Origin of the sequence: Pseudomonas sp. MWU12-3088 (genome assembly GCF_023242405.1) — a bacterium.
Lineage (GTDB): Bacteria > Pseudomonadota > Gammaproteobacteria > Pseudomonadales > Pseudomonadaceae > Aquipseudomonas > Aquipseudomonas kribbensis.
Genome location: NZ_JALJEA010000003.1, coordinates 366,154 through 386,878, shown reverse-complemented (window position 1 = coordinate 386,878; position 20,725 = coordinate 366,154). Strand labels below are relative to the sequence as shown.

The following is a 20,725-nucleotide window of genomic DNA, read 5'->3' as shown; positions in this document are numbered from 1 at the left end:
TAACGCTCATCCGGTTTGTTTGGGGGAGCCATGCGCGGGTTGGTCGACCGGGGAATGGAACCTGGCAGGGCCTAGGCCCTCCCGCGCATGGCTGTAACTTGATCGTTCCCACGCTCCGCGTGGGAATGCAGCCCGGGACGCTCCGCGTCCCAATCGATCTGCCAGCGATTGTGGTCTGTGGCTGGCAGTCGATTTCGTCAGGGCGGCTTAGCTGTGTGTCGGGTAACGTTGTACTTCGACGTTATCCAGCACCCGATTCACCGCCAGCTCAGCCAGCATGATGATTTGCTGAATGGCCAGTATTGTCCGCCGCTGCGGGAGGTCGATGTGTGAGGCGATGTCGCTGGTCATGAGGCTGGCCTGTGCCAGTGATTCGCAGGCGTGGACCAGCAGGCTTTCGCTGTCCTGATCGGGTGCGACCTGGAACATGGTGCTGGGTTTATGGAAACGCAGGGTGGTGGCGTTCGGTTTCAGGTAGTGGTCGAGCGCGCGCTCGGCAGCGTCGTGGAGTTTTTTGGAATCTGGCGATTCGTAGGGCGATGCGTCGTTTGATTCGGGGGGATTGGGTGTTGGTTTTTTCATGGTGAATACTCAGTTGGTGAAGTTGGAGCTGCCTTCGATTACCGCGACGCAATCTGAGGTGGCAGCTGTACGCGGGTTCGCGGACCGATAACTGAGGAATCGGCATACCTCCAAGGAAGGTATCCCGCGCACAGCCGCCATGACACAAACAACAGGCACCGAGGTGCCGTGAGGTTGGCGATTATGCATCAGTTATCGGGCCGCGACGCCCCATCGCTGAATTTGCAGCGACCCTCCGAGCCTATCCAGCTGATTTCCGAGGCACAACCGACGCGATTTGTCGGAAATCTCCGCGTAATCCCCAGCGTCTGTAGGACGAGTGCATTTCCCATAAGCCAACACATCTCAAACTGTGGGAGCTGGTGGACGTAGAAATAGGGCGCACAAAAAAGGCGATGTCCCTTGCGGAACATCGCCTTTCTATAACCACCGCTAAAACTTATTCCGGCAGTTTGTACGCAATCACATAGTCACCCATCTTGGTGCCCAGCGAACCGTGACCACCCACCACGAGCAGGACGTATTGCTTGCCGTCCTTGCCGGTGTAGGTCATCGGGGTCGCCTGGCCACCAGCCGGCAGACGGGATTTCCACAGCTCTTTACCGGTGTTCACGTCGTAGGCGCGCAGGTACTGGTCGAGGGTGCCGCTGAGGAAGCCGACGCCGCCCGCAGTAACGATCGAACCGCCCATGCTCGGCACACCCAGGGTGAAGCCGATCGGGATTGGCGAGCTGTCGCGGCTGGTGCCGTTCTTGCGTTTCCACACGACTTTGCCGGTGGTCAGGTCGATACCGGCGACGTAGCCCCAGGCCGGAGCCTGGCACGGTACGCCCAGTGGCGACATGAACGGATGCATGGTCACCGCGTATGGCGCGCCGGTGTTTGGCTGGATGCCGGCAGTTTCGCTTTCGCGCTTGCTGTCGGCGGCCACTTCGGCACGCGGGATCATCTTCGAGACGAAGGCCATGTAGTTCGGGCTGGTGAACAGCATCTGGCGAACCGGGTCGACAGAAACACCGCCCCAGTTGAACACGCCGACGTTACCCGGATAGATCAGGCTGCCCTGTTCCGACGGAGGCGTGTACTGGCCTTCGTAGCGCAGTTCCTTGAACTGGATGCGGCACAGCATCTGGTCGAACGGGCTGGCGCCCCACATGGCTTTTTCGGTCAGTTCCGGGGCCAGCAGGTTCAGGTCCGAACGGGCCTGGGTCGGTGCGGTGTGGTCGCCTTTCACGGCGCCTTGCGGAACCGGGATTTCGCGGATCGGGATGATCGGCGTGCCGTCACGACGGTCGAGGACGTACAGGCTGCCCTGCTTGGTCGGGGCGATCAGCGCAGGCTTGATGCCGTCGGCGGTTTTCATGTCCAGCAGGGTTGGCTGGCTGCCGACGTCCATGTCCCACAGGTCGTGGTGGGTGAACTGGTAGTTCCAGCGCACTTTACCGGTGGCCAGGTCCAGCGCGACGATGCCGGCGCTGAATTTCTCGGCCCCCGGGGTGCGGTCGGCGCCCCACTGGTCCGGAGTCTGGTTGCCCAGTGGCAGGAAGACCATGCCGAGTTTTTCATCGACGCTGGCCAGCGACCACATGTTGGCCGAGTTGCGGCTGTAGATCTGACCCGGGGCGAGAGGCTCGGTGGCGTCCGGCTTGTCGCTGTCCCAGTTCCACACCAGGTGACCGTCGCGCACGTCGAAGGCGCGGATCACGCCCGATGGCTCGTTGGTCGATTCGTTGTCGGTGACGTGACCGCCCATGATCACCAGATCACGCGTGATCGCGGCTGGCGAGGTGGAGTAGTAGCCGCCAGCGGTGAACGGGCCGATGCCTTGGGTCAGGTCGACCACGCCTTTGTTGCCGAAGCCTTCGCAGATCTTGCCGGTGTCGGCGTTCAGTGCGATCAGGCGCGCATCGGCGGTTGGCAGGTACAGGCGACGCGGGCAGGCCTGGGCGACGGCTTTGCCGGCCTCGGAGATGACGGCGGACGCTGCGTTTTCAGACTTGGCGTACGCGGCTTCGTCGTAGTACGACACGCCACGGCAGGTCATGTGGGCGAAGCCCTTGAAGCCGACCGGGCTCTTGATCTGCGGGTCGAAGCGCCACAGTTCCTTGCCGGTGTCCGGGTCCAGCGCCAGCACTTTGCTGTGAGCGGTGCAGGCATAGAGCATGCCGTTGGCTTTCAGCGGCGTGTTTTCGTTGGTCAGCTCCACCGGGTCATCGGCGGTCGGCAGGTCGCCGGTCTGGATGCGCCAGGCTTCCTGCAGCTTGCCGACGTTGGCCGGGGTGATCTGCTTCAGTGGCGAGTAGCGGTCACCGAATTCGGTGCGGCCGTAGGCCTGCCAGTCGCCATCGGGCATGGCTGGCGCGGTGCTGGTGGTGTCGGCGGTGTCGCGACCCAGTTCACCGAAGGTTTCGCCCGGGTGGGTGAACAGGCTGGCCAGAGCGGTGAGGCCGGCCAGCACCACGGCCACGGTCAGGCCGCCGGTGCCCATCGGTGCAGGACCGTTGAGCAGCAGCGGACGACGGAACCACGGCAGCAGCATCACGAAACCGAGGACGAACCACAGGGCCAGACGCGGCACCAGTTGCCACCAGTCCAGACCGACTTCCCACAGTGCCCAGACGGTGCTGGCAAACAGCACGATGGCGTACAGGCCCAGTGCTGCGCGGCGACGCATCAGCAACAGAATGCCGGTCAGCGTGATGCCGATACCGGCCAGCAGGTAGTACAGCGAGCCGCCGAGCGTGCTCAGCTTGATTCCCCCGGCCAGCATGGCCAGGCCCATCAGTAGAAGCAGAATGCCGAGCAGGCTCGGAAGCAGACGGCCTCGACTCGAAGCACTTTCGGTGCTCATAGTGTGGTTCTCCGTGACGTTTCAAGTAGTCCCGCGCTGTAGTCACTTTAGATGACGATTGGGCGAGGGCATGGTTCATTGCAAAATTGAAATCAGAACGACGACTGGATCTTGATCCCGCCGATCAGCGCGTCATCGACCTTGTCCACACCGCCCGGATGGCGGATGTATTGCAGGTTCGGACGCACCGTCAGCCAATTGGTGACGTGCACGCCGTAATAGAGTTCGGCGCTGTATTCGGTGTCTTGCGGCGGCAGGTAGGACGGATCGTCGTAGTCGTAGACCGCGCGGGCCTGGTTGGTCGCCTCGGCGTTCTTGCGGTAGGCCGGGTTGACGTGGACGCGGGCCAGGGCGAAACCGATGTCGTCCTTGGCGCGGGCGTCGAACAGGCCTTTGTAGACCAGACCGGCCTGGACGTAGTTGTCGACGGCGTTGGTCTTCTTGTCGTGCATCGTGCCGTTGGCGAACACGCTCAGGCCACGGGAGTTGTCGCTGGCGACGCTGGTGATCTGCTGCTGCACGCCGAGCCACACGCCGTGTTTGCTCGAAGCGCTGCGATAGGCTTCGCCGCTCAAGGCAGCCGGCTGACCGTTGCTGTCTTTATAGGCGTCGGTGGCCTTGGCGTTGCTGTAGTAGTAACCGGCGCGGTATTCGCCCGGCAGGCCGTTGAGCTTCGGTGTCCACACCAGTTCGATCGGCAGGATCGCGCCCTGGGTGCCGCTGCCGCTGAGTTTGAAGCCGTTACCGCGATCGAGGTTCGACGGGTTCTGCTCATAAGCGCCGACCTGCGCGTACAGCTCTGGCGTCAGGTGATATTTGACGCGCAGCGCCCATTGGCTGACCGGCCAGTTGTACCAGATGCCGCCGACCCAGTTGCCCACCTGCGAGCCGCAGAACGCCAGGTTCTGGAAGTCGCACGGGAAGCTGTTGAAGTCTTCGCCTTCACCGAAGCGGCCGACCTTGATGTCGAGCTTCTGGTCGAAGAATTTTTGCTGGTACCACATTTGTGTCAGGCGGGTGGTCTGGCCACGGCCCCAGACTTCCTGGGCGGAAGTGAAGCCGCCAACGCGCGGGTCGTTGATGCGGTCGTTGCTGATGTTGTTGCCGCTGCGTTTGGTTACGGTCAACTGGAATTCGGCATCGTTCCAGCCCAGCAGTTTTTGCAGGTCCAGATGAGTGCCGAGGCCCCATTGATCGCTGTAGCGTGCGGTGCGGTCGTGGTCGTATCCGCCGTGCAGGTTGCTGCCCATTTCGCCGGTGTAGTCGAGCTTGAAGTCGATGCCCTTCGCCGAGAGTTCGCTGCGGGTGCCGTTCCAGTCACCGAGCATGTACGGTGATTCACTGTCGAAGGCCGGAGCGGCCTGGGAGCAGGTAGCGAGGCCAAGGGCGGTGCAGCCGCCGATCAGGCGCAGGGTTGAGATAGCGCTGTCTCGGGAGAACGGAAAATCGGGCATGAAATGGTCTTTCTTGATCTTTTTTGGGGGACGGGCTGACCGCTACGATTTGACGCAGGCAGTGAAGCGATTCAGCAGAAGGGCGGCAGGATAATGTCCTGTTACAAAAACACAAAGTGCTTTTGCAGACATGAACCCTTTCGGATTCGGTAACAGTGCGGCAATCGATCACATTGCCGGTGTCGACGGAGCCTGCGATCTTGCACGGTTCACCTACATTTGAAGGAAGGCCTTCCACCGGCACAGCCCCTCGGCTAAGGTGCGCGGCTTCTGCATTTTCACTTCGCCCAAAGGCCCGGCATGAACGACCACAACCCCGATCCGCTGCACGGCGTGACTCTCGAACAGATCCTCAATGCACTGGTGACCCATTACGAATGGTCGGGCCTGGCCGAGCGCATCGACATCCGTTGCTTCAAGAGCGATCCGACCATCAAGTCGAGCCTGACCTTTTTGCGCAAGACGCCATGGGCGCGGGAAAAGGTCGAACGCCTGTACGTGAAACTCATGCGCACCAAGCGTCCGCTTTGAGATGAACGCCGTGCTGCGGCGACGCCTGATCACTTCGGCGGCGGTGCTGGGTTGGGCCGGGCTGGGGATTCAGCTGTACCTGATTTTCTTTGCCCGCCTGAGTGTCGGTGCCAGCCTGCTGGGCGGGCTGGTGAGTTTCTTCAGTTACTTCACCGTGATCACCAACACCCTGGTGGCGGTGGTGCTGACCTGCGCGGTGACGGATCGCGAATCGGCTGCACGGCGCTGGTTTCTGCAACCCTGGGTCAGCAGTGGGATTGCCGTCAGCATTGCCGTGGTGGGCCTGGCCTATAGCATTCTGCTGCGACATCTGTGGCATCCGCAGGGCTGGCAGTTTATCGCTGACGAATTGCTCCATGACGTGATGCCGCTGCTGTTCCTGGCCTATTGGTGGTTGTGCGTGCCGAAGGGCACCCTGCGTCTGAAGCACCTGCCGCTGTGGCTGATCTATCCGCTGGTGTACTTCGCTTATGCGCTGCTGCGCGGACACTTGCTGGGGGCTTACGCCTATCCGTTCATCGACGTGGCGCTGCTGGGTTATCCACAGGTGTTCGTCAATGCCGGGGGAATTCTGGCGGGGTTTGTGCTGATGGCGTTGCTGGTGATCGGCATTGATCGCTGGAAGGGGCGGCGCCTCTAGCAGCGCCGCCGCTCGTATTCACTCTTCTTCGGAACCCTCGGCACGCCAGTAACCGACGGCTTTGACGAACTGCTCGTCCAGCCCATGCTCATCGAGCAGCACCCGGCGGATCTGCCGCGAGACTTTCGTTTCCGTCGCGACCCACGCGTACAGGTTGCCTTTGGGCACCTGCAACTGCTTGACGGTGGTCAGCAGGCTGTCCTTGTTGGCGCCGCGCAACACCCAGATCACGTTGACCTGCGCCGCACTTTCCAGCGCTTGCTGTTCCTTGCCATTTTCCACTTCGACCACCACCAGCGCCTTTCGATTGGCTGCCAGGCCTTCGAGGCGACGGGCGATGGCGGGCAGGGCGGTTTCGTCGCCGATCAGCAGGTAGCTGTCGAAGATGTCCGGCACGATCATCGAACCGCGCGGGCCGCCGATGTGCAGGAACTGCCCAGCCGTTGCCTGTTCGGCCCAGGTCGAGGCAGGGCCGTCGCCGTGCAGGACGAAGTCGATGTCCAGTTCAAGTTTGTCGAGATCGTAGCGACGCGGGGTGTAGTCGCGCATCTCGGGCATCGGTACGTCGCTCTTGCCGGCGCCGAGTACAAGAGTCTCCAGCGCGGCAGCCTGCTCGGCGTTCTGCGGGAACAGCAGTTTGACGTGGTCGTCAGTGCCCAGGCTGATGAACCCGGCCAGTTCCGGCCCGCCGAGGGTGATGCGGCGCATGCGCGGGGTCAGGTCGACCACGCGCAGAACTTCGAGCCGGCGGCGTTTGATTTCATGCATCACACGGTGGATGCCTTGGGTCTGGACTTCAGTCATTCGGCTTTCTCCGGGGCAGGTTGAACGGCGGGGCCGTCGACGATGGCTTTAGCGGTGTCGTTGAGCAGGTCGCGCACCCGAAGGATTTCTTCCGGGCTCCAGCGTCCGTGGTGCATCTGCAAAGCGTGGCGCAGGTTGTGCACCGCTTCATGGATTTCCGGCGGCCGGTCGTGGCCGCGCAAGGAGCGCTTGCTGACGTCGATGCGCATGCGCACGCCGTCGAGGGCCACGGCCTGTTCGCTCAGCGATTGACGACCGGCATCGGTTACTTCGTAGCGTTTTTTTCCGCCCTCGGTGTCGCCGGTGATCATTTCGCTCTCTTCGAGGAACGTCAGGGTCGGATAGATCACGCCGGGGCTGGGGCTGTAGGCGCCGTCGAACATGGTTTCGATCTGGCGGATCAGGTCATAGCCGTGGCACGGCTGCTCGGCGATCAATGCCAGCAGCAGCAATTTCAGATCGCCCGGGGCAAAGACCCGTGGGCCGCGTCCGCCGCGTTCACGCCCGTGGCGTTTTTCGAAGCCGTCACGGCTGTCACCATGGTCGCGGTGGGGGGAATGATGGTCTCTCATTTCAGTCTTCTCTCGTCGTGTTTAGATACAACTTAAGATATATCTTTGCGGCGAGGCAAGGCCTTTTGTCCTGAGAGCTGACGAGCGGTCAATGGCTGAGCAGGGCACGCTACCGGACGAACAGGGGTTACTTGTTCATCCAGACAACAATGACCATAAAGTTAAAGCTATCACTCTATTGGTAATCGAGCTTATATTCTAAAACAGAAGAAAGTGCCGATATATATTGGTGAAACTGCTGTATTGTTTTTTATTTTAAACTGTAGGTAGGGCGTTCCTTACAGTCACTGTTTTATAGATTGAATTTTCGATGTTTTTTCTTTCAAGTTGCGAGGTTGTTGAACTACGCGTTCGTGGGAAGTTGCCTGCTTACATTCTCGATTCAAGAGTCGATCATGCCCCGGCGTTGAACTTCCATGTTTCAGGTCTTATCGGCCGGTGTGACATGAACTTCAACGTTTCGATTCCTTAAAAAAGAAAACAGGTACTGACCGATGTTCAAGAAAATCGCAATCACCGCTTCCCTCGCCGCCCTGGCCCTGAGCTCTTCCGTAACCTTCGCCGCCGGCGAAGCGCGTCACTCCATCAGCCTCATCGCTCACGTGCCGACCAACGGCTTCTACGTGGTGCCGACCGATGCGGACCTGGTCAACAAGGACCAGGACATGAGCTTTCAGCCAAGTACCGGCAAGATGCGTGAAATCAACGGTTTCTTCGATGTGCGCAACAATAACGGTTCGGTTCATGCCAGCCTGGAAAGTGTTCCGCAACTGATCTACGGAAATGAAACCATTCCACTGGAAGTGCTGTTCAACAACAAGGTACTGACCCAGACCCCGCAAATGGTCGTGGGGGAATCCGAGTCCGATGTGAACTACCGCGCGCCGCTGAAAATCAGCGCCCAGGGCACCACGTTCAATCCGGGTGATTACACCGGTACTGTCGCGATGACTTTCGACGCAGTGCCTCCGGTCATCACGCCTTGATCGGTCAATCGTTGCTGACTGCCAAGTAGCGTTTCCCGGCGGGACAACCACTCCCCGATTGTCCCGCCGGACTTCAACTTGTTCGAAATCAGAGTAAGAGTTCATGTTCCCGATGACACCCATCGCGGTGGCGCTTGCGCTGCTGTTTTGTGCTGGCGCAATGGCGGCCCCTGCTCCTGCGGGTACGACACCTCGCAGCCTGCTGGCGCAGGCCAAAGGTTTGCCGGCGGATTTCGAGGAGCATTTCTTCGATGTGCCTCTGGCGGTGCGAGTCGAGCTTGATCAACAACCTCTGGGCGAGGCACTGGTGGTGCTGTCGCGCGATGATCGCATCACCCTGCTCGAATTCACCGATACCAGCGAGAACCGCTACACCCCTGCCGAGCGAGAAAAGTGGGCTGCTTTCCTCAAGCCTGGTGTGCCGCTGGGCGATTGCTCCGGATCCTGTCCGGATGATGTGCTCGCGGTGCACTACAACCTGGAAAATTCCCTGGTCTCGATCCTCACCCGCCATGCCGAGCGCGATCTGGAAGCCAAGCGTTTTCACGATCAGCCTCTGGAAGGCAGCAGCGGTCTGATGGTGCGCAACCAGCTCAATCTCAATGGCGGCCAGGATCAGGACCTGGGCGGGCGCTATGGTCTGGAGGCCAGCGGCAGCCTGGGCAACTGGAGCCAGACATTCAACATGCAACTGGCGCGCATGGGCGGTCCCGACGACAAGCTGTACCACGCCGTGCACGAGCTTTACACCCAGCGCGAGCTGCAAGGCAGCTTCTTTCGCCTGGGCTATTTCACCCCCAATTCCGAAGGCCTGACCCGTCAGCCGCGTACATTCGGCACCAGCCCCGACACGGCGGTCGGTGTGATGTACGGCAGCTCCGACAGTCTGGCCATCAACAATGCGATGCCCAGTGTTTACCCGATTTATGTCACGGCCAACCGTCAGGGTTCAGTGGAAATCTATCGCGACGGCCTGCTGATCAATACCCAGTCGGTGCCCGCCGGGTTGCAGACCCTGGATACCCGGCCGTTGCCCGGTGGTATCTATGAAGTGGAAGTGCGGCTGATCGAAGACGGTCAGATCACCTCCACCACCCAGGAGCTGGTCTACAAACCGAACAACTGGCGCAACCTCGATGAGCGCTGGCGCTACAACCTGTTCGCCGGTGAAGAAAGCAAACTGCTCAGCAACTGGGACCAACAGGCCAGCGGCAGTCCTACGGCCGGAGCGTCGATCAACTACCTGGCGCATCCTCGGGTGATTCTCGGGCTGTCGGCAAGACAGATCCGGGAAAAACTGCAATATGGCACGTCCATTGACTGGACCCTGGCCAATCACCTGAGCCTGTATGCCAACGTCTATCAGACCCGCGATTACGGTACAGGCCTGGATCTGCAAAGCCTCTACAACTACGGCGCCGGCAGCCTGATCCTCAGCCATAACCGAAGCTGGCTGGACACCACCAACCTCTACGACACCCTGCCTGACGGTACGCGCGTGCGACAGCGCAACGTGTTCGTCGGCCAGACCAGCAACTCGTCGCTGGCGATCAACCATCGGGTCGATCAGCGCAATTCCCTCAACGCCCGGGTTTCTCACAGCGAAGGCAACGTCGAAGGCGTCGGTGTGGATCTGGGCTGGAACCGCCGCTCGGTGCTGTTCGGCAACGATGCCAACTGGCGCCTGTCGCTGTTCGACCGGCCGGGCAGTTTCAGCAGCGGCAATGATCGCAGCCGGGGCGTCGACCTGAGCCTGAACCTGGCCACTGGCGCACCGGGTCAGCAACTGACCGGCAGCATCGGCTCTCGCACTGATCGCGATGGCGGGCGCGACAACAATGCCTCGCTCGGCTGGCGCAAGGACTTCAAGGATCATGTGCTGCAAAACGTCTCGGTCACCGCGCTGAGCGATACCTACGGCATGGGCCTGTCGAGCCTGGCCAATTTCCGCACCGACACGGTCAATGGCGACGGTTTCGTTCAGCGTTCGTCCTACAACAACAAGTTCACCGGCGGCCTGAACCTCGACAGCACGCTGGTGGTGGGCGGGCAGAAAATGCTGATGACCAGCGAATACGAGATGCGCGGCGCCGGCATGATCGTCGACGTGGAGTCGGACATCGACGGGATCGTCCTGCGGGCCGATGACCTCAGTGGCGGCGGTGCGGCGTTGAAACCGGGGCGCAATTTCATTCCGCTGACCGCGTACCAGAACAGCTCCGTGAGCTTCGACTTCGAGGGCAACCATGTGCCCGCCGCGACCATCGCCCCGGCCCGGACCCGCTATCACCTGAACAAGGGCGGCGTGGATTACCGGCAGATCCGGGTGATGAAAACCCTCACCGTGCTCGGCCGTCTGGTGGATGCACAGGGCCGGCCGCTTCGGGGGCATCACGTGATCAACCACGCCAGTCGCGGGGTTACCGAAGTCGACGGGTTCTTCTCGATGGAAATGAATGCCGGCTCGCCGACCCTCGAAGTGCGCCGCGATAACAGCCTGTTGTGCCAGTTCCGCCTCAACGAGAAGGAGCACCGCAGCGAAAACAACGTGTTGATGATCGGCGACCTGCGTTGCACGCCGGACACCCTGGCCGATCTCACGTCCACTGAACAGAAGGCGGGTTGAGACCATGAAAAGATCTCCGTACTGGCTGGGCCTGCTGGCAGCGCTGAGCCTGCCATCGGCCGAGGCGGTCAATCAGGAAATCCGGGCGCTGTTCCAGCCCGATCCGATGAAACCGAACAAGAATGTATTCATCAACAAAACGCCAAACAGTGGCTATTGCGCCCTATGGCCCGATCAATGCGCTGACAACCAAATGTTCAGTATCGAATTACCGGTTCGATTCTCTTCCAGCCGTTTCATGTCGGCTGGCTTCCCGCTTTCATTGAAAGTGCCGGCCAACTGGAGACAACTGACGGTCACCAACCCGAAGACCCAGGAAACCGAAACCGTCGAAGTGCGGATCACCGGCATCGGCTCCGATTTCGAGCTGAGCGACACAGCGGCCAATCTGGTCGGGGTATCGGACATTCTCGAAGGTCATCAAAAACTCTGGACCAGCAGCAGTTGGGTTTACGCGCCGTCACCCTGTCAGTACAGCGGCGTGGGTTCCTACTCACCTTCGACCTATCGGTTTTTCTGGAAAACGCCAGTCGAGGCTGCCTGTACCAAGGTAGCGGCGTACATCATTCCAGGAATGGTTTTCAGGACAATCGATTTTGCCTACGAGTTGCGCACGCCTAACCCTCTGGGTATGTCGACCGGGCTGTATACCGGCTCGCTTACCTACACCCTTGGACCTGGTGGCGACTTTGACCTCGGTATGCAGATGTATCCGGACGACAACAACCTGACTCTGGACTTCGTACTGGACGTGCAACATACCCTGCGGGTCGAGTTGCCTCCGGGTGGAAATAAAATCACGCTGGAGCCCGAAGGCGGCTGGCAACGCTGGCTCGACAGCGGCCAGAAACCGACGAGGGTCTACCGCGATCAACCCTTTTATATCTCCGCATCGACGCGTTTCAAAATGCAGATGTATTGCAGCGAAGCGGCAGGTGGGCCGATAAACAATGGTTGTTTAATGAGAAGTCCGTCGACGAACAAACACCTCACCTTTTACCCAAGACTCACCTTGCCTGCCGGTATCGTGGATGGTTACAGCGGCGGCAACGTTAACCGGGTGCCGTTGTTTCACAGTGTGTGGTCTCCCTTTCTGACCAGGCAATACGTCGATCGTGGACAGGGGATGCTTCATTTTGAATTGGACAGAAATGATCTGTATTTCCTGCTTCAGCCAGGCATGAGTGACACCTTCCACGGCGGCGTCCTTGTTTCCTGGGATTCGGAAATCTGAATGCTCGCCCGGCCATTTCTTTTTTTATTGAGGTTAAAGACGATGAAGCGTCTGTTATTGCTGTGCGCGATGGGTGTGTTTTGCGGAGCGGTCAGTGCCGGACCGCAGATCAATGTCGGCACGGTATACGACTATCTGGATGGCAGCAAAAGCACTTATCTCAAGCGAGTGTTCAACAGCGGTGACAGCACCGCTTTCGTCAAAGTCAACGTGCTGGAAATCGTCTACGACAGCGAAGGTGTATCCAAGGAGGTTCCGGTGGAGTTCGCAGCTGACGGAGCATCGCGAAACGGCCTGATGGCCAGCCCGGCGCGGCTGATTATTCCGGCCCAGGGTATGCAGGGTACTCGTTTGTTGTACATGGGGGAGCGTGATCGCGAACGCTATTTCCGGGTGCGCTTCGTGCCGGTAGTCCCGGAAAAGGAAGACGACTTCGCGGTTTCCAGCGAAGAGCGCGCCGACTACAAAAAGACTCTGTCGGCCGGGATCAATGTGATGACCGGGTTCGGCACGGTGTTCTTCGTGCGGCCCAAAGATGTGCGTTTCGATACGGTGATAAACGAAACCGCCAGCCACTACGAGGTGCGCAACAATGGCAATACGGTGCTGGTGGTCGACGAGTTCAAGAGCTGCTCGCTGGCCGACGAAGCCGACTGTGGCGCAACTGTCAAACATCACGTCATGGCCGGCCGCACGTTTGGCTTCGACAAAGAAAAGGGTCGGGAGTATCGCTTCAAACTGATCGAAGGCGAGCACAAGCAGGATCTCAAGGTGGTGAGCCGCTGACTGCAGGCTCCATGACTTTTCAGGTAACCAATATGAATAAGCTATGTGCTGCTGCCCTATTGGCGGTAATCACCGGATTGACCAGCGCATGGGCTTGGGCAGCCAACCATCACGAGCGATTCGAGCTGTTCTTTTCTGTTCCGAGCAGACCGTTCTATATCATTCCGACCGAGTCGGACTGGATCCATGTAACGCAGCCGCTGGTCTGGGATTATCCTCAATCGACGCTGATCGGGCTGCGCAAGAGTTTCGACGTACGCCATGACACCAGCGCAATAGAGGCGCGCCTGGACGCCGAGCCCTCTCTATGGAGCGGTAGGGACAGCATTGCATTGCGGGTGCGTTTTAACGGCGTGGAGCTGAGTGCCGATCCGGTTTTCCGTCAGGTGCTGTCGAAGGAGGAAGCCGCGCAAGGCAAACGGGTGCCGCTGGAGATCGACCCGATAAAACCAGCAGGCGGTTTCAAGGCAGGGGAGTATGCGGGCACCGTAATGTTGTTGTTCAACGCCAGAGCTCCTGGAGAATAAACGGCGACGGCCGGCGATCGTCATCCGGTTACGGACAAGGAAAAGATCACGGTCATCGCCAGTCAGAGAAGCCGTCAGGGAGGCGGCTTTCTTATCGACGCAAAGGGAAGTGACATGATCAAACAAGCGGTCATTGCCGTGTCCGTGGGCGTTTCGACGTCGATGTCCGGAGCCGTATTCGCGGCGCAGGAGAAACACATCTTTGAAGTCTCGGTGGATATTCCGGTCCTGGAATTTTATGTGATACCGAGCGAACCGGACTGGATACATCATCAGCAGACACTGCCCTGGGACATTGCCACTTCGACCCTCGGCGGCTTGCGCAAGAACTTCGATGTGCGGACCGACAGCAGTGCCATCGAAGCCCGTCTCGAAGGTTTCCCAATTCTCTCCAGCGGCCAGGATTCGCGGGATGACATCAGCCTGCGTGTCACCTTCAACGGCACGGAGCTGAGCCATCATCCGGTGCCGATCCAGGTGGTGTCCCGCGAAGAGGCCGTCGCGGGCAAGAGGGTGCGCCTGGAGATCGAGCCCCGGGTCCATCCCGACGGTTATACGCCGGGCGACTACTACGGCACCGTCAACATCATTTTCAATGTGGCAGCCCCGACGGGTTGATCGTTGAACCAACAACAAGACCGATTGCTGAGCAAGGAGCTGGTAATGGTTTCAGGGTTGCGAACATCCAACACATCACGCAAGACAAAGTGGCCGGCCGCCCTCTATGGCTGGCTGATCTGCTCGACCGCACACGCAGTGACTCAGGAAATCCGCGCGGTCTACGTTCCGGATCCTGCCGATCCGCAGGCCAATGCATTCATCAACCAGACACCGCAGAGCGGCTACTGCGCTACCTATCCCAATGATTGCAAGCCGCTGTCGGGCGTTCGCCTGCCGCTGCGGTTTGCTTCGGTACAGGCACTGGAGCCGGGCTCATCCGAGCGCAACGGCGCGATGTTCAACATGCCGGCGCAGTGGCGCAGCCTGATGGTCACCAATGTCTTCACCGGCGAGACCGCGACGGTGGACATGCGCATCGGCGGGTTCGGTTCCCAGTACGTACTGAGCGACACGGCCGCCAACCTGACCGGCGAAACCGACGACCAGCAGGCGCACTACAAACTGTGGGGCACCAGTTGGGGCGTTGCGCCACTGCCTTGCCGGCCCGGGGCGATGCCGTCTCACGGGCCGGATTTTTTCCGATTCTTCTGGAAAACGCCGGCCGAAGGCATCTGCGCCAAACGGGCCGCGTTCATGATTCCCTGGATGTCCTATGGCTATCTGGACGTGGGCTACGAATTGCGCATGCCGGACCCGTTGAAGATGTCCGCCGGCCTGTACACCGGTCAGTTGGCCTACGGTGTCGGGCCGGGCATGGACATCGACTCCGGTGACAATCTGTTGCCGGACGGCTCGGACGTGACCTTCAGATTCGTGCTGGATGTCCAGCATGTCCTGAAAGTCGATATTCCCCCCGGCGGCAACAAAGTGGTGCTGGTACCCGAGGGCGGCTGGCTGGCCTGGTTGCAACAGGGGCGAAAACCGGCGCGGTTGTTTCGCGACCAGACCTTCAATATTTCTTCCTCGTCGCGATTCAAGATGTTCCTGGAGTGTCAGCACGGCGGTGCGCAGTCCTGCGGGTTACGGGATTCGGAAGGCAGTGCCACGCAGGCGCAGGTGTTCGTCAGCATCAGTCTGCCCGACAGCATCACCGACAACGCCGGACAGCCAGTACGCCGCCGGCCGCTGAGTGCCAGCCCGAACGCCCCGGGCTTTCAGCCGGGGCGGTTTCTGGACCGGGCACCGGGCACGCTGCATTTCGAAATCCCCAGGGACTACGTCGAGCAAATGCTGCAGCCCGGTCAGGCCAAACGCTATGCCGGCAATGTCACGGTGATCTGGGATTCGGAGGTCTAGGGTCGCGTCCGAAGGCAGCCGGATGGCTGCCTCCCGGCGACCGAACGGTTCAGATCCCGATGCGTGCCATGGCCTCGCGGGTCAGTCGTTGTTTCAGTGCCTTCTCCTGTCGGCCGATACTTTCAAGCCACGCGTCGAAGGTTTTCTGATTCATTTTTTCCGTTGTGAAAAGCAGTTCCTCGGGTATGGACAGTTGCTGCGCCAGGTCAGCGATGGTCTGTCTGAGCCCGGTTGAGCGACCGTTTCCCTCGACCCACAGGGCCTGGGCCGCCTGCAAATCGATCAGCAGATCGATCTTCTGTTGGTGCGCGCGGGTATTGGCTTCGATCTCTCCCGGCCAGGTTTCACGCAGGTAACGATCCCAGAAAGGCTGGTCGAGCATCTGCTCGATCAGACCGTCACCGGCTTCCCTGTCGAGAATCCTGTCGCCGGCGGCATCGATGGTTGCCTCGCTGACCCCGGCGACCTGCCGGAATTTCATGGCCTCGGATTGCCAGGGCAGTTCAAGCCGTCTGGCCAGGCCGGTTTCATAGGCCAGATGGACTTCCACTTCGTCGGGTTCGCCCTGCCGGGTCGCGATATCGGCCCGGGCGATCTCATTGACCTGCCTGAGTCGCGCAGCCCCTTTGGCCAGTGTCACCAAGCGGCGTTCAAGCTCCTCGGGCGAGCGGGAAAAAATCCGTGCTTCCGATTCCAGCACGCGTATTCCCATGCTGTTGAACAACTGGGCCCCGGCATCTTCGCAACCTTCGGGATCGGTCGACATCAGGAACAGCTCTTCGCGCAGCCGGGTGTCGATGTCCATGGCGTCGATCATGCGCCAGACACGGTCGGTCAACTGATCCAGCGCCTCGCCACCCTGTTCGTAATCGGCAGAACGGGTCAGATCCTGCAGCACTTGAAAAAATCCATCGGAGCCGGGTTCGCTTGCCAGTTCGTGCCACGCCTCGGGGCGAAGAGCGCCGATGCCGGGTGTTTCATCGGCCAGTTCGGTATCCACGGAGACCGGCCACTGCTCCAGCAAGTCTTCGGCAATGGTCGCGTAGCTTTGCGAAGGACGCATACCCACTGACCTTCGATATTGCTCGTAGGTGGTGCGGGCTCGTCTGGTGAGTTGATCCAGATGGACGCGAGTACGGGCGATCAATCGTGCCTCATCGGAACCGGGCCGTACTTCGGGGATGTATCTGAGCGAATTTTTGCCCAGATCGAGAAAGAATCCTCGGGGGCGGGGAACATCGAACAGGCCCAGCGGCCAGGCGTCGATCTGCGTATTGATCAGGCTCAGGACCCGCAACCTCGGCATGCGCCCGACCGACAGGGGCATGCTGACAGGATTGTTGTCCAGTCTCAGGATTTCCAGGCGTGTCAGCATATTCAGTTGTTGCGCATTGGCGGGCGTCAGTTGCAGCTGGTTGTTGCTCAGACGCAGGGTTTCCAGACGCTGCATCTGGCTGATGCCGGCCGGCAGGGTCTTGAGACCGCAGTGTCTGGCGCTCAGTTGACGCAACTGAAGGAAATCCTTCAACAACCCGTTTGAGGTCGAAGAGAACCCCTGGCCGTCCAGGTTCAGTGTCGTGATCTGATCGAGCCAGGGTTTGAGGCCGTCCGGCAATTGCCCCCACCAGTGCTGAAGGTCATGGGGCAGCATCTCTTTCGACAAGTCCAGCGCGTAGCCGCTCTCGAGGCTGATGCTGCGCTCCTGGAACACCTCGGATTTGCGTTCGAAACATTCCAGCAGGCGGTCGGCGATAAAGCGCCCGCCTTTGTGCTGATAGTCATGATAGGCACGGGGCAGGTTGGCATCAGGGTTGTCGGCGTCCCAACTGCTCAGATAGCTCTGTCTCCAGGTTTCCAGTTTTTCCTTCAACGTCTTGAGTTCACTTTCAAGCCGCGCGATTTTCCAGTGTGCATCCCCCGTGGAGTGCAATGACCGGGTGAACGCCGTCACTTCTGTTTCGCTGAAATGCGGGTAGAGATTTCTGACCTTTTCTTCCAAGGTCAGCGGTGCCTTGGACAGTCTCGGACCGCGCAACAACAATTCGGTTTCCAGCGGTACGAACGGGCGTATGGGAGGGCGCGCCAGCACGATCCGGCGCTCGGCTGGCGTCTCGGTCAACGCCATCACCCATTGCCTGAGCATTCTCCCTTGACCTGTGCGGTAGCCCAATGCCGTGCGCCTGGCTTCGGGGATGGCCGACAGAACCGCCTCATAGAAATCGCTGCCGTCCTGGAGCCTGTTGTCAGCGCTGTCATGCACTTCATAACGGCCGTGTTCATTCCTGATCAGCCTGTGCACCGTGGCCGCATCCTCTCGGCCGGCGCTGCATCGCAACCGGCCGTCATCAGTGCCTTCTCGCACCTCAATGCGCAGGTTTTCGAAGACGTTGGTGTAAACCTTCAAGGCATTGAGAGTGAGCCGTTCGGTGTCGGGAGTAAACAACGCCGGATCCATTACACCCTCATTGGCCCGGGTCGCCAGAACTTCGAATTCGATTTCGCGAGCCTGACTTTTCAGGCGCAGCGGGATGCGTTGCTGGTCGGTCATGAGGCTGTGCTCGGCAGCTGTCGCCTCGCTGGCCACCGACTCGGCAAGTCGTGCGGACAAGTGCGGAAACCGGCGCTGGATCAACTGGGCCAGCGTATCGACAGTGCGATTCTTGAATCGGTAGTGATAATCGAAGATGTCGCTTTCACGGGTTCGCACGATATCGGCCAGGTGGTTGCGCAAGATTTGCGCCCGCCGGCCTTTCGGGTAGTTCCCGTCGAGCAGGGATTGCATGTCGGCATCACCGAGAAAGTCCACCAGCCGTTCAGGGAGTTTGTTGTCCATTACATCGGCAATGCCGATGGACAGTGTCTGACCGTCAGAAGCCCGGGGATTGCCGTATTGCCTGTAAGCACCGGTCAGATCGTTGTTTTGCCAGATCTTCAGGGCCTTGTCCGCAGGCCAGCCCGGCATGTCAGGGACTATCCGGTCGAACCAATGCGATTCTGGATAGAGCGGCTGCCCGGTACGAATGAGCTCACCGACGTTTTTGGTTTCCTGCCAGGTCTTGAAGCGGGTGAGCGTATCGTCCAGCAACGGCGGTGGCGGGCTGTTTTCCACATGCATCCGGCGCAGCGAGTCGACCGGCGTGTCACTGATGCGGCGTATTCGCTCCAGTTCGGCGTCACTTAAACCGTCGACCGAGTGACCCATGCGGCGCATCAGGCGCGCGCCTTCCCACTCATGCGGGGCCTCGGCCTCGTGAGTCCAGGCCCCCCGACCGTTGTGCCGCAGTCGTGGTGAATAGGCCTGCGGCCGGGAAGGGTGCTCGACACGATAGTGACCGCTGCTGCGATCGAGCCTGACCGCATAGTGCTTGCCCTCCAGGGGCAGAACGGTCTTTCCCGCATGTTGATGCAGGCCCAGAGCATCAGGTTTTGAGCCACCCGGCAGCGTCAGTTGTGACTGCTCGTACGGTTCGAGATCCGGGTGCCACAAGCGCGTGCTGCCATCGAATGAACGTACCGCTTTCATGTTTTCTATCAACGGAGACAGCTTCAACAGCAACGGCCTGGCGATCAAGGCGCCGCTGGCGAAAGCCGCCAGTTGCAGAACATCGTTGACCACACCCACCACATGCTCCGTGGCTTCCTCCCAATGACCCAGTGTCAGATCCACCACACCTTCGATGACCTCGTTGGTCAATTGCCAGGCGGTGTAGCCGAGCATCGCAAGGCCGACGACAGGCACGAAGGGCGCAGCCACCATCACCGTCACGTTCAGGATGTCCTGGACAATCTTGAAGAGGTTCGCCCACCAGTCCGCGCGAGCACTCTTGTCCGCATCGGCGGTCGGCACGGCAATGTTGCGTGCATCGTTGAGGATCTTGTCGAGCTGCCGCTGATAGAGGGATTCCCACAATGGCCCGGTGATGACTGTCGCGCCATATTGCAGGTTGGGATTGCTGACCGGTGTTTCACGCCAGGACGGACGCGAGTCTCCGCGTTCCTGTGGATACCATTTCACAGATGTCAGACGCTGTTTGAGATCGGCGAAAAAGTGTCCGCGTTCATGGTGATCGACGAACTGGCTGAAGAACTGCCAGTAACTGCCACCGGTCGAGTCCAGGGTTTCGTTCCTCTGCAACTGACGAGTCAGCTCCTTGAGAAAGGCGAGGTGGGAGTCGAATTCCTTCAATGGATGTTCAGGGTCGTGGGGAACGTAGACGATGACTCGCGAAGAATGCAGCGGCTGAGCGGGATCGGGGCGCAGGATCAGGATGCCGGTCAGCTTCAGATCCATGATGTTCAGCTCGCAGACCTGCATTGGCTGCCGACCGAGCTTGAGCGCCACGCGGCCATCGAGCAGGGCGCGGATCAGTTGAAAACCTTCGCGGCTGATCTCCTTTCGCGCCAACGCCATGTGCGAAGCTGCCTGCAGCGTGGCCTTGTGACTCTGCACAACCCGTGACTGCACATAACTTCGGGCCACCGGCTCGTCGTTCAACAACATTTCCTGCAGGTGCGCTTGATAGAGCTTGCCGATATCCAGTTCACGACACAGGGTCTGGAACTGGGCAACGGTCATCAGTCGATCCAGTGGCGAAATATCGTACTGATCATTCACATGTTCTCTTTTGACGAGAAACGCGGAGTTCGATGCGTAGATTTCGTTGTAGGAAAAATTGTTCAGTGCGGCCTCGAGCAATGACACTTTTCTTGTGGATGAACCACTCAGAGTCTCTATCACGTACCAGGGCGATCTGGCTTCGCGGTACAGCATCAGAAACGTGTTCCTGATATCGACGTCGATACCGGTTTTTTCCCGCAAGCGGGCCTTCAGCAGCGGTTCGGCAAACGAGTGAATGTCTTTCAGTCGGGCCAGTGCCCGGTCGGCAGCGTTGCGGGCTGCCCAGGCGCTTCGGTTGACGCCGGCCAGTTGCGGCACCATCCAGGATTCACGACGAGGTTTGATCTTTCTCAACGCGTCGCCGTGTTGCGGCTTCATATCGATAAATACCGGATCGATCCGCGATTTGATTAATTCGTAATGTTGCCCTTTGTATTCAGTTGTTGCGGTCATGGGTACAGCCTTGAATAAGTCAGGAAGATTCAGCCTAACGTTCAAGGGTGCAGAAAATTAGTTCAAAAGCCTGCTGTTCGAGTGCGAACCTGGCAGGCGAAACATTGAATATTGGAATGCATAAAATAATTAGTTAATGCCTCC

The 20,725-nt window shown here is 59.6% G+C and carries 15 protein-coding genes; 9 read left to right on the top strand and 6 right to left on the bottom strand.

From position 1 onward, the window contains the following. Positions 1-207: 207 nt before the first annotated feature. The 3 genes from M5B98_RS10445 to M5B98_RS10435 all read right to left on the bottom strand — a co-directional run bounded on the left by M5B98_RS10445 (position 208) and on the right by M5B98_RS10435 (position 4,887). Positions 208-582, bottom strand: coding sequence for a DUF6124 family protein (locus M5B98_RS10445; RefSeq protein ID WP_248742658.1), 375 nt, complete (start codon positions 580-582; stop codon positions 208-210). 439 nt (positions 583-1,021) lie between these two features. Continuing rightward, the gene (locus M5B98_RS10440) at positions 1,022-3,433 is read right to left on the bottom strand and encodes a glucose/quinate/shikimate family membrane-bound PQQ-dependent dehydrogenase (RefSeq protein ID WP_114885323.1); all 2,412 of its coding nucleotides are present in this window, start codon (positions 3,431-3,433) and stop codon (positions 1,022-1,024) included. A gap of 92 nt (positions 3,434-3,525) precedes the next feature. Then, on the bottom strand, positions 3,526-4,887 hold the full coding sequence (locus M5B98_RS10435; RefSeq protein WP_248742657.1) for a carbohydrate porin: 1,362 nt from the start codon (positions 4,885-4,887) through the stop codon (positions 3,526-3,528). Positions 4,888-5,187: 300 nt separating this feature from the next. Between M5B98_RS10435 and M5B98_RS10430 the strand changes: the two genes are divergently transcribed. Next, complete coding sequence (locus tag M5B98_RS10430) at positions 5,188-5,418, top strand: VF530 family DNA-binding protein (protein ID WP_007956650.1); 231 nt, start codon at positions 5,188-5,190, stop codon at positions 5,416-5,418. Position 5,419: 1 nt separating this feature from the next. Further along, entirely contained in the window at positions 5,420-6,058 is a 639-nt protein-coding gene (locus tag M5B98_RS10425) for a Pr6Pr family membrane protein (RefSeq protein WP_248742656.1), read from the top strand. Between the two features lie 18 nt (positions 6,059-6,076). Here M5B98_RS10425 and M5B98_RS10420 read toward each other — a convergent pair whose 3' ends face one another. Then, positions 6,077-6,862: a siderophore-interacting protein gene (locus M5B98_RS10420; RefSeq protein ID WP_248742655.1), complete on the bottom strand. Its 786-nt coding sequence runs from the start codon at positions 6,860-6,862 to the stop codon at positions 6,077-6,079. Then, positions 6,859-7,434 carry a PadR family transcriptional regulator gene (locus M5B98_RS10415; protein WP_248742654.1) on the bottom strand — a complete coding sequence of 192 codons (576 nt, stop codon included), beginning with the start codon at positions 7,432-7,434 and terminating at the stop codon, positions 6,859-6,861. The genes M5B98_RS10420 and M5B98_RS10415 overlap by 4 nt, the downstream gene beginning before the upstream one ends. Before the next feature lie 494 nt (positions 7,435-7,928). On the opposite strand from M5B98_RS10415, the gene M5B98_RS10410 reads away from it, so the two are divergent. From M5B98_RS10410 to M5B98_RS10380, 7 genes are all read left to right on the top strand, one after another. Beyond that, positions 7,929-8,420, top strand: a complete 492-nt coding sequence (locus M5B98_RS10410; protein ID WP_248742653.1) for a CS1 type fimbrial major subunit — start codon at positions 7,929-7,931, stop codon at positions 8,418-8,420. Positions 8,421-8,523: 103 nt separating this feature from the next. Beyond that, positions 8,524-11,046, top strand: a complete 2,523-nt coding sequence (locus M5B98_RS10405; RefSeq protein ID WP_248742652.1) for a TcfC E-set like domain-containing protein — start codon at positions 8,524-8,526, stop codon at positions 11,044-11,046. Positions 11,047-11,050: 4 nt separating this feature from the next. Further along, complete coding sequence (locus M5B98_RS10400; RefSeq protein ID WP_248742651.1) at positions 11,051-12,280, top strand: hypothetical protein; 1,230 nt, start codon at positions 11,051-11,053, stop codon at positions 12,278-12,280. Between the two features lie 42 nt (positions 12,281-12,322). After that, positions 12,323-13,066, top strand: a complete 744-nt coding sequence (locus M5B98_RS10395; protein ID WP_248742650.1) for a molecular chaperone — start codon at positions 12,323-12,325, stop codon at positions 13,064-13,066. 11 nt (positions 13,067-13,077) lie between these two features. Beyond that, the gene (locus M5B98_RS10390) at positions 13,078-13,593 is read left to right on the top strand and encodes a CS1 type fimbrial major subunit (RefSeq protein ID WP_248742649.1); all 516 of its coding nucleotides are present in this window, start codon (positions 13,078-13,080) and stop codon (positions 13,591-13,593) included. A gap of 114 nt (positions 13,594-13,707) precedes the next feature. Beyond that, entirely contained in the window at positions 13,708-14,211 is a 504-nt protein-coding gene (locus M5B98_RS10385; protein ID WP_248742648.1) for a CS1 type fimbrial major subunit, read from the top strand. A 45-nt stretch (positions 14,212-14,256) separates the two neighbouring features. Beyond that, positions 14,257-15,510, top strand: coding sequence for a hypothetical protein (locus M5B98_RS10380; RefSeq protein WP_248742647.1), 1,254 nt, complete (start codon positions 14,257-14,259; stop codon positions 15,508-15,510). 49 nt (positions 15,511-15,559) lie between these two features. Here M5B98_RS10380 and M5B98_RS10375 read toward each other — a convergent pair whose 3' ends face one another. Beyond that, positions 15,560-20,581: an NEL-type E3 ubiquitin ligase domain-containing protein gene (locus M5B98_RS10375; protein WP_248742646.1), complete on the bottom strand. Its 5,022-nt coding sequence runs from the start codon at positions 20,579-20,581 to the stop codon at positions 15,560-15,562. Between the last annotated feature and the right edge of the window lie 144 nt (positions 20,582-20,725).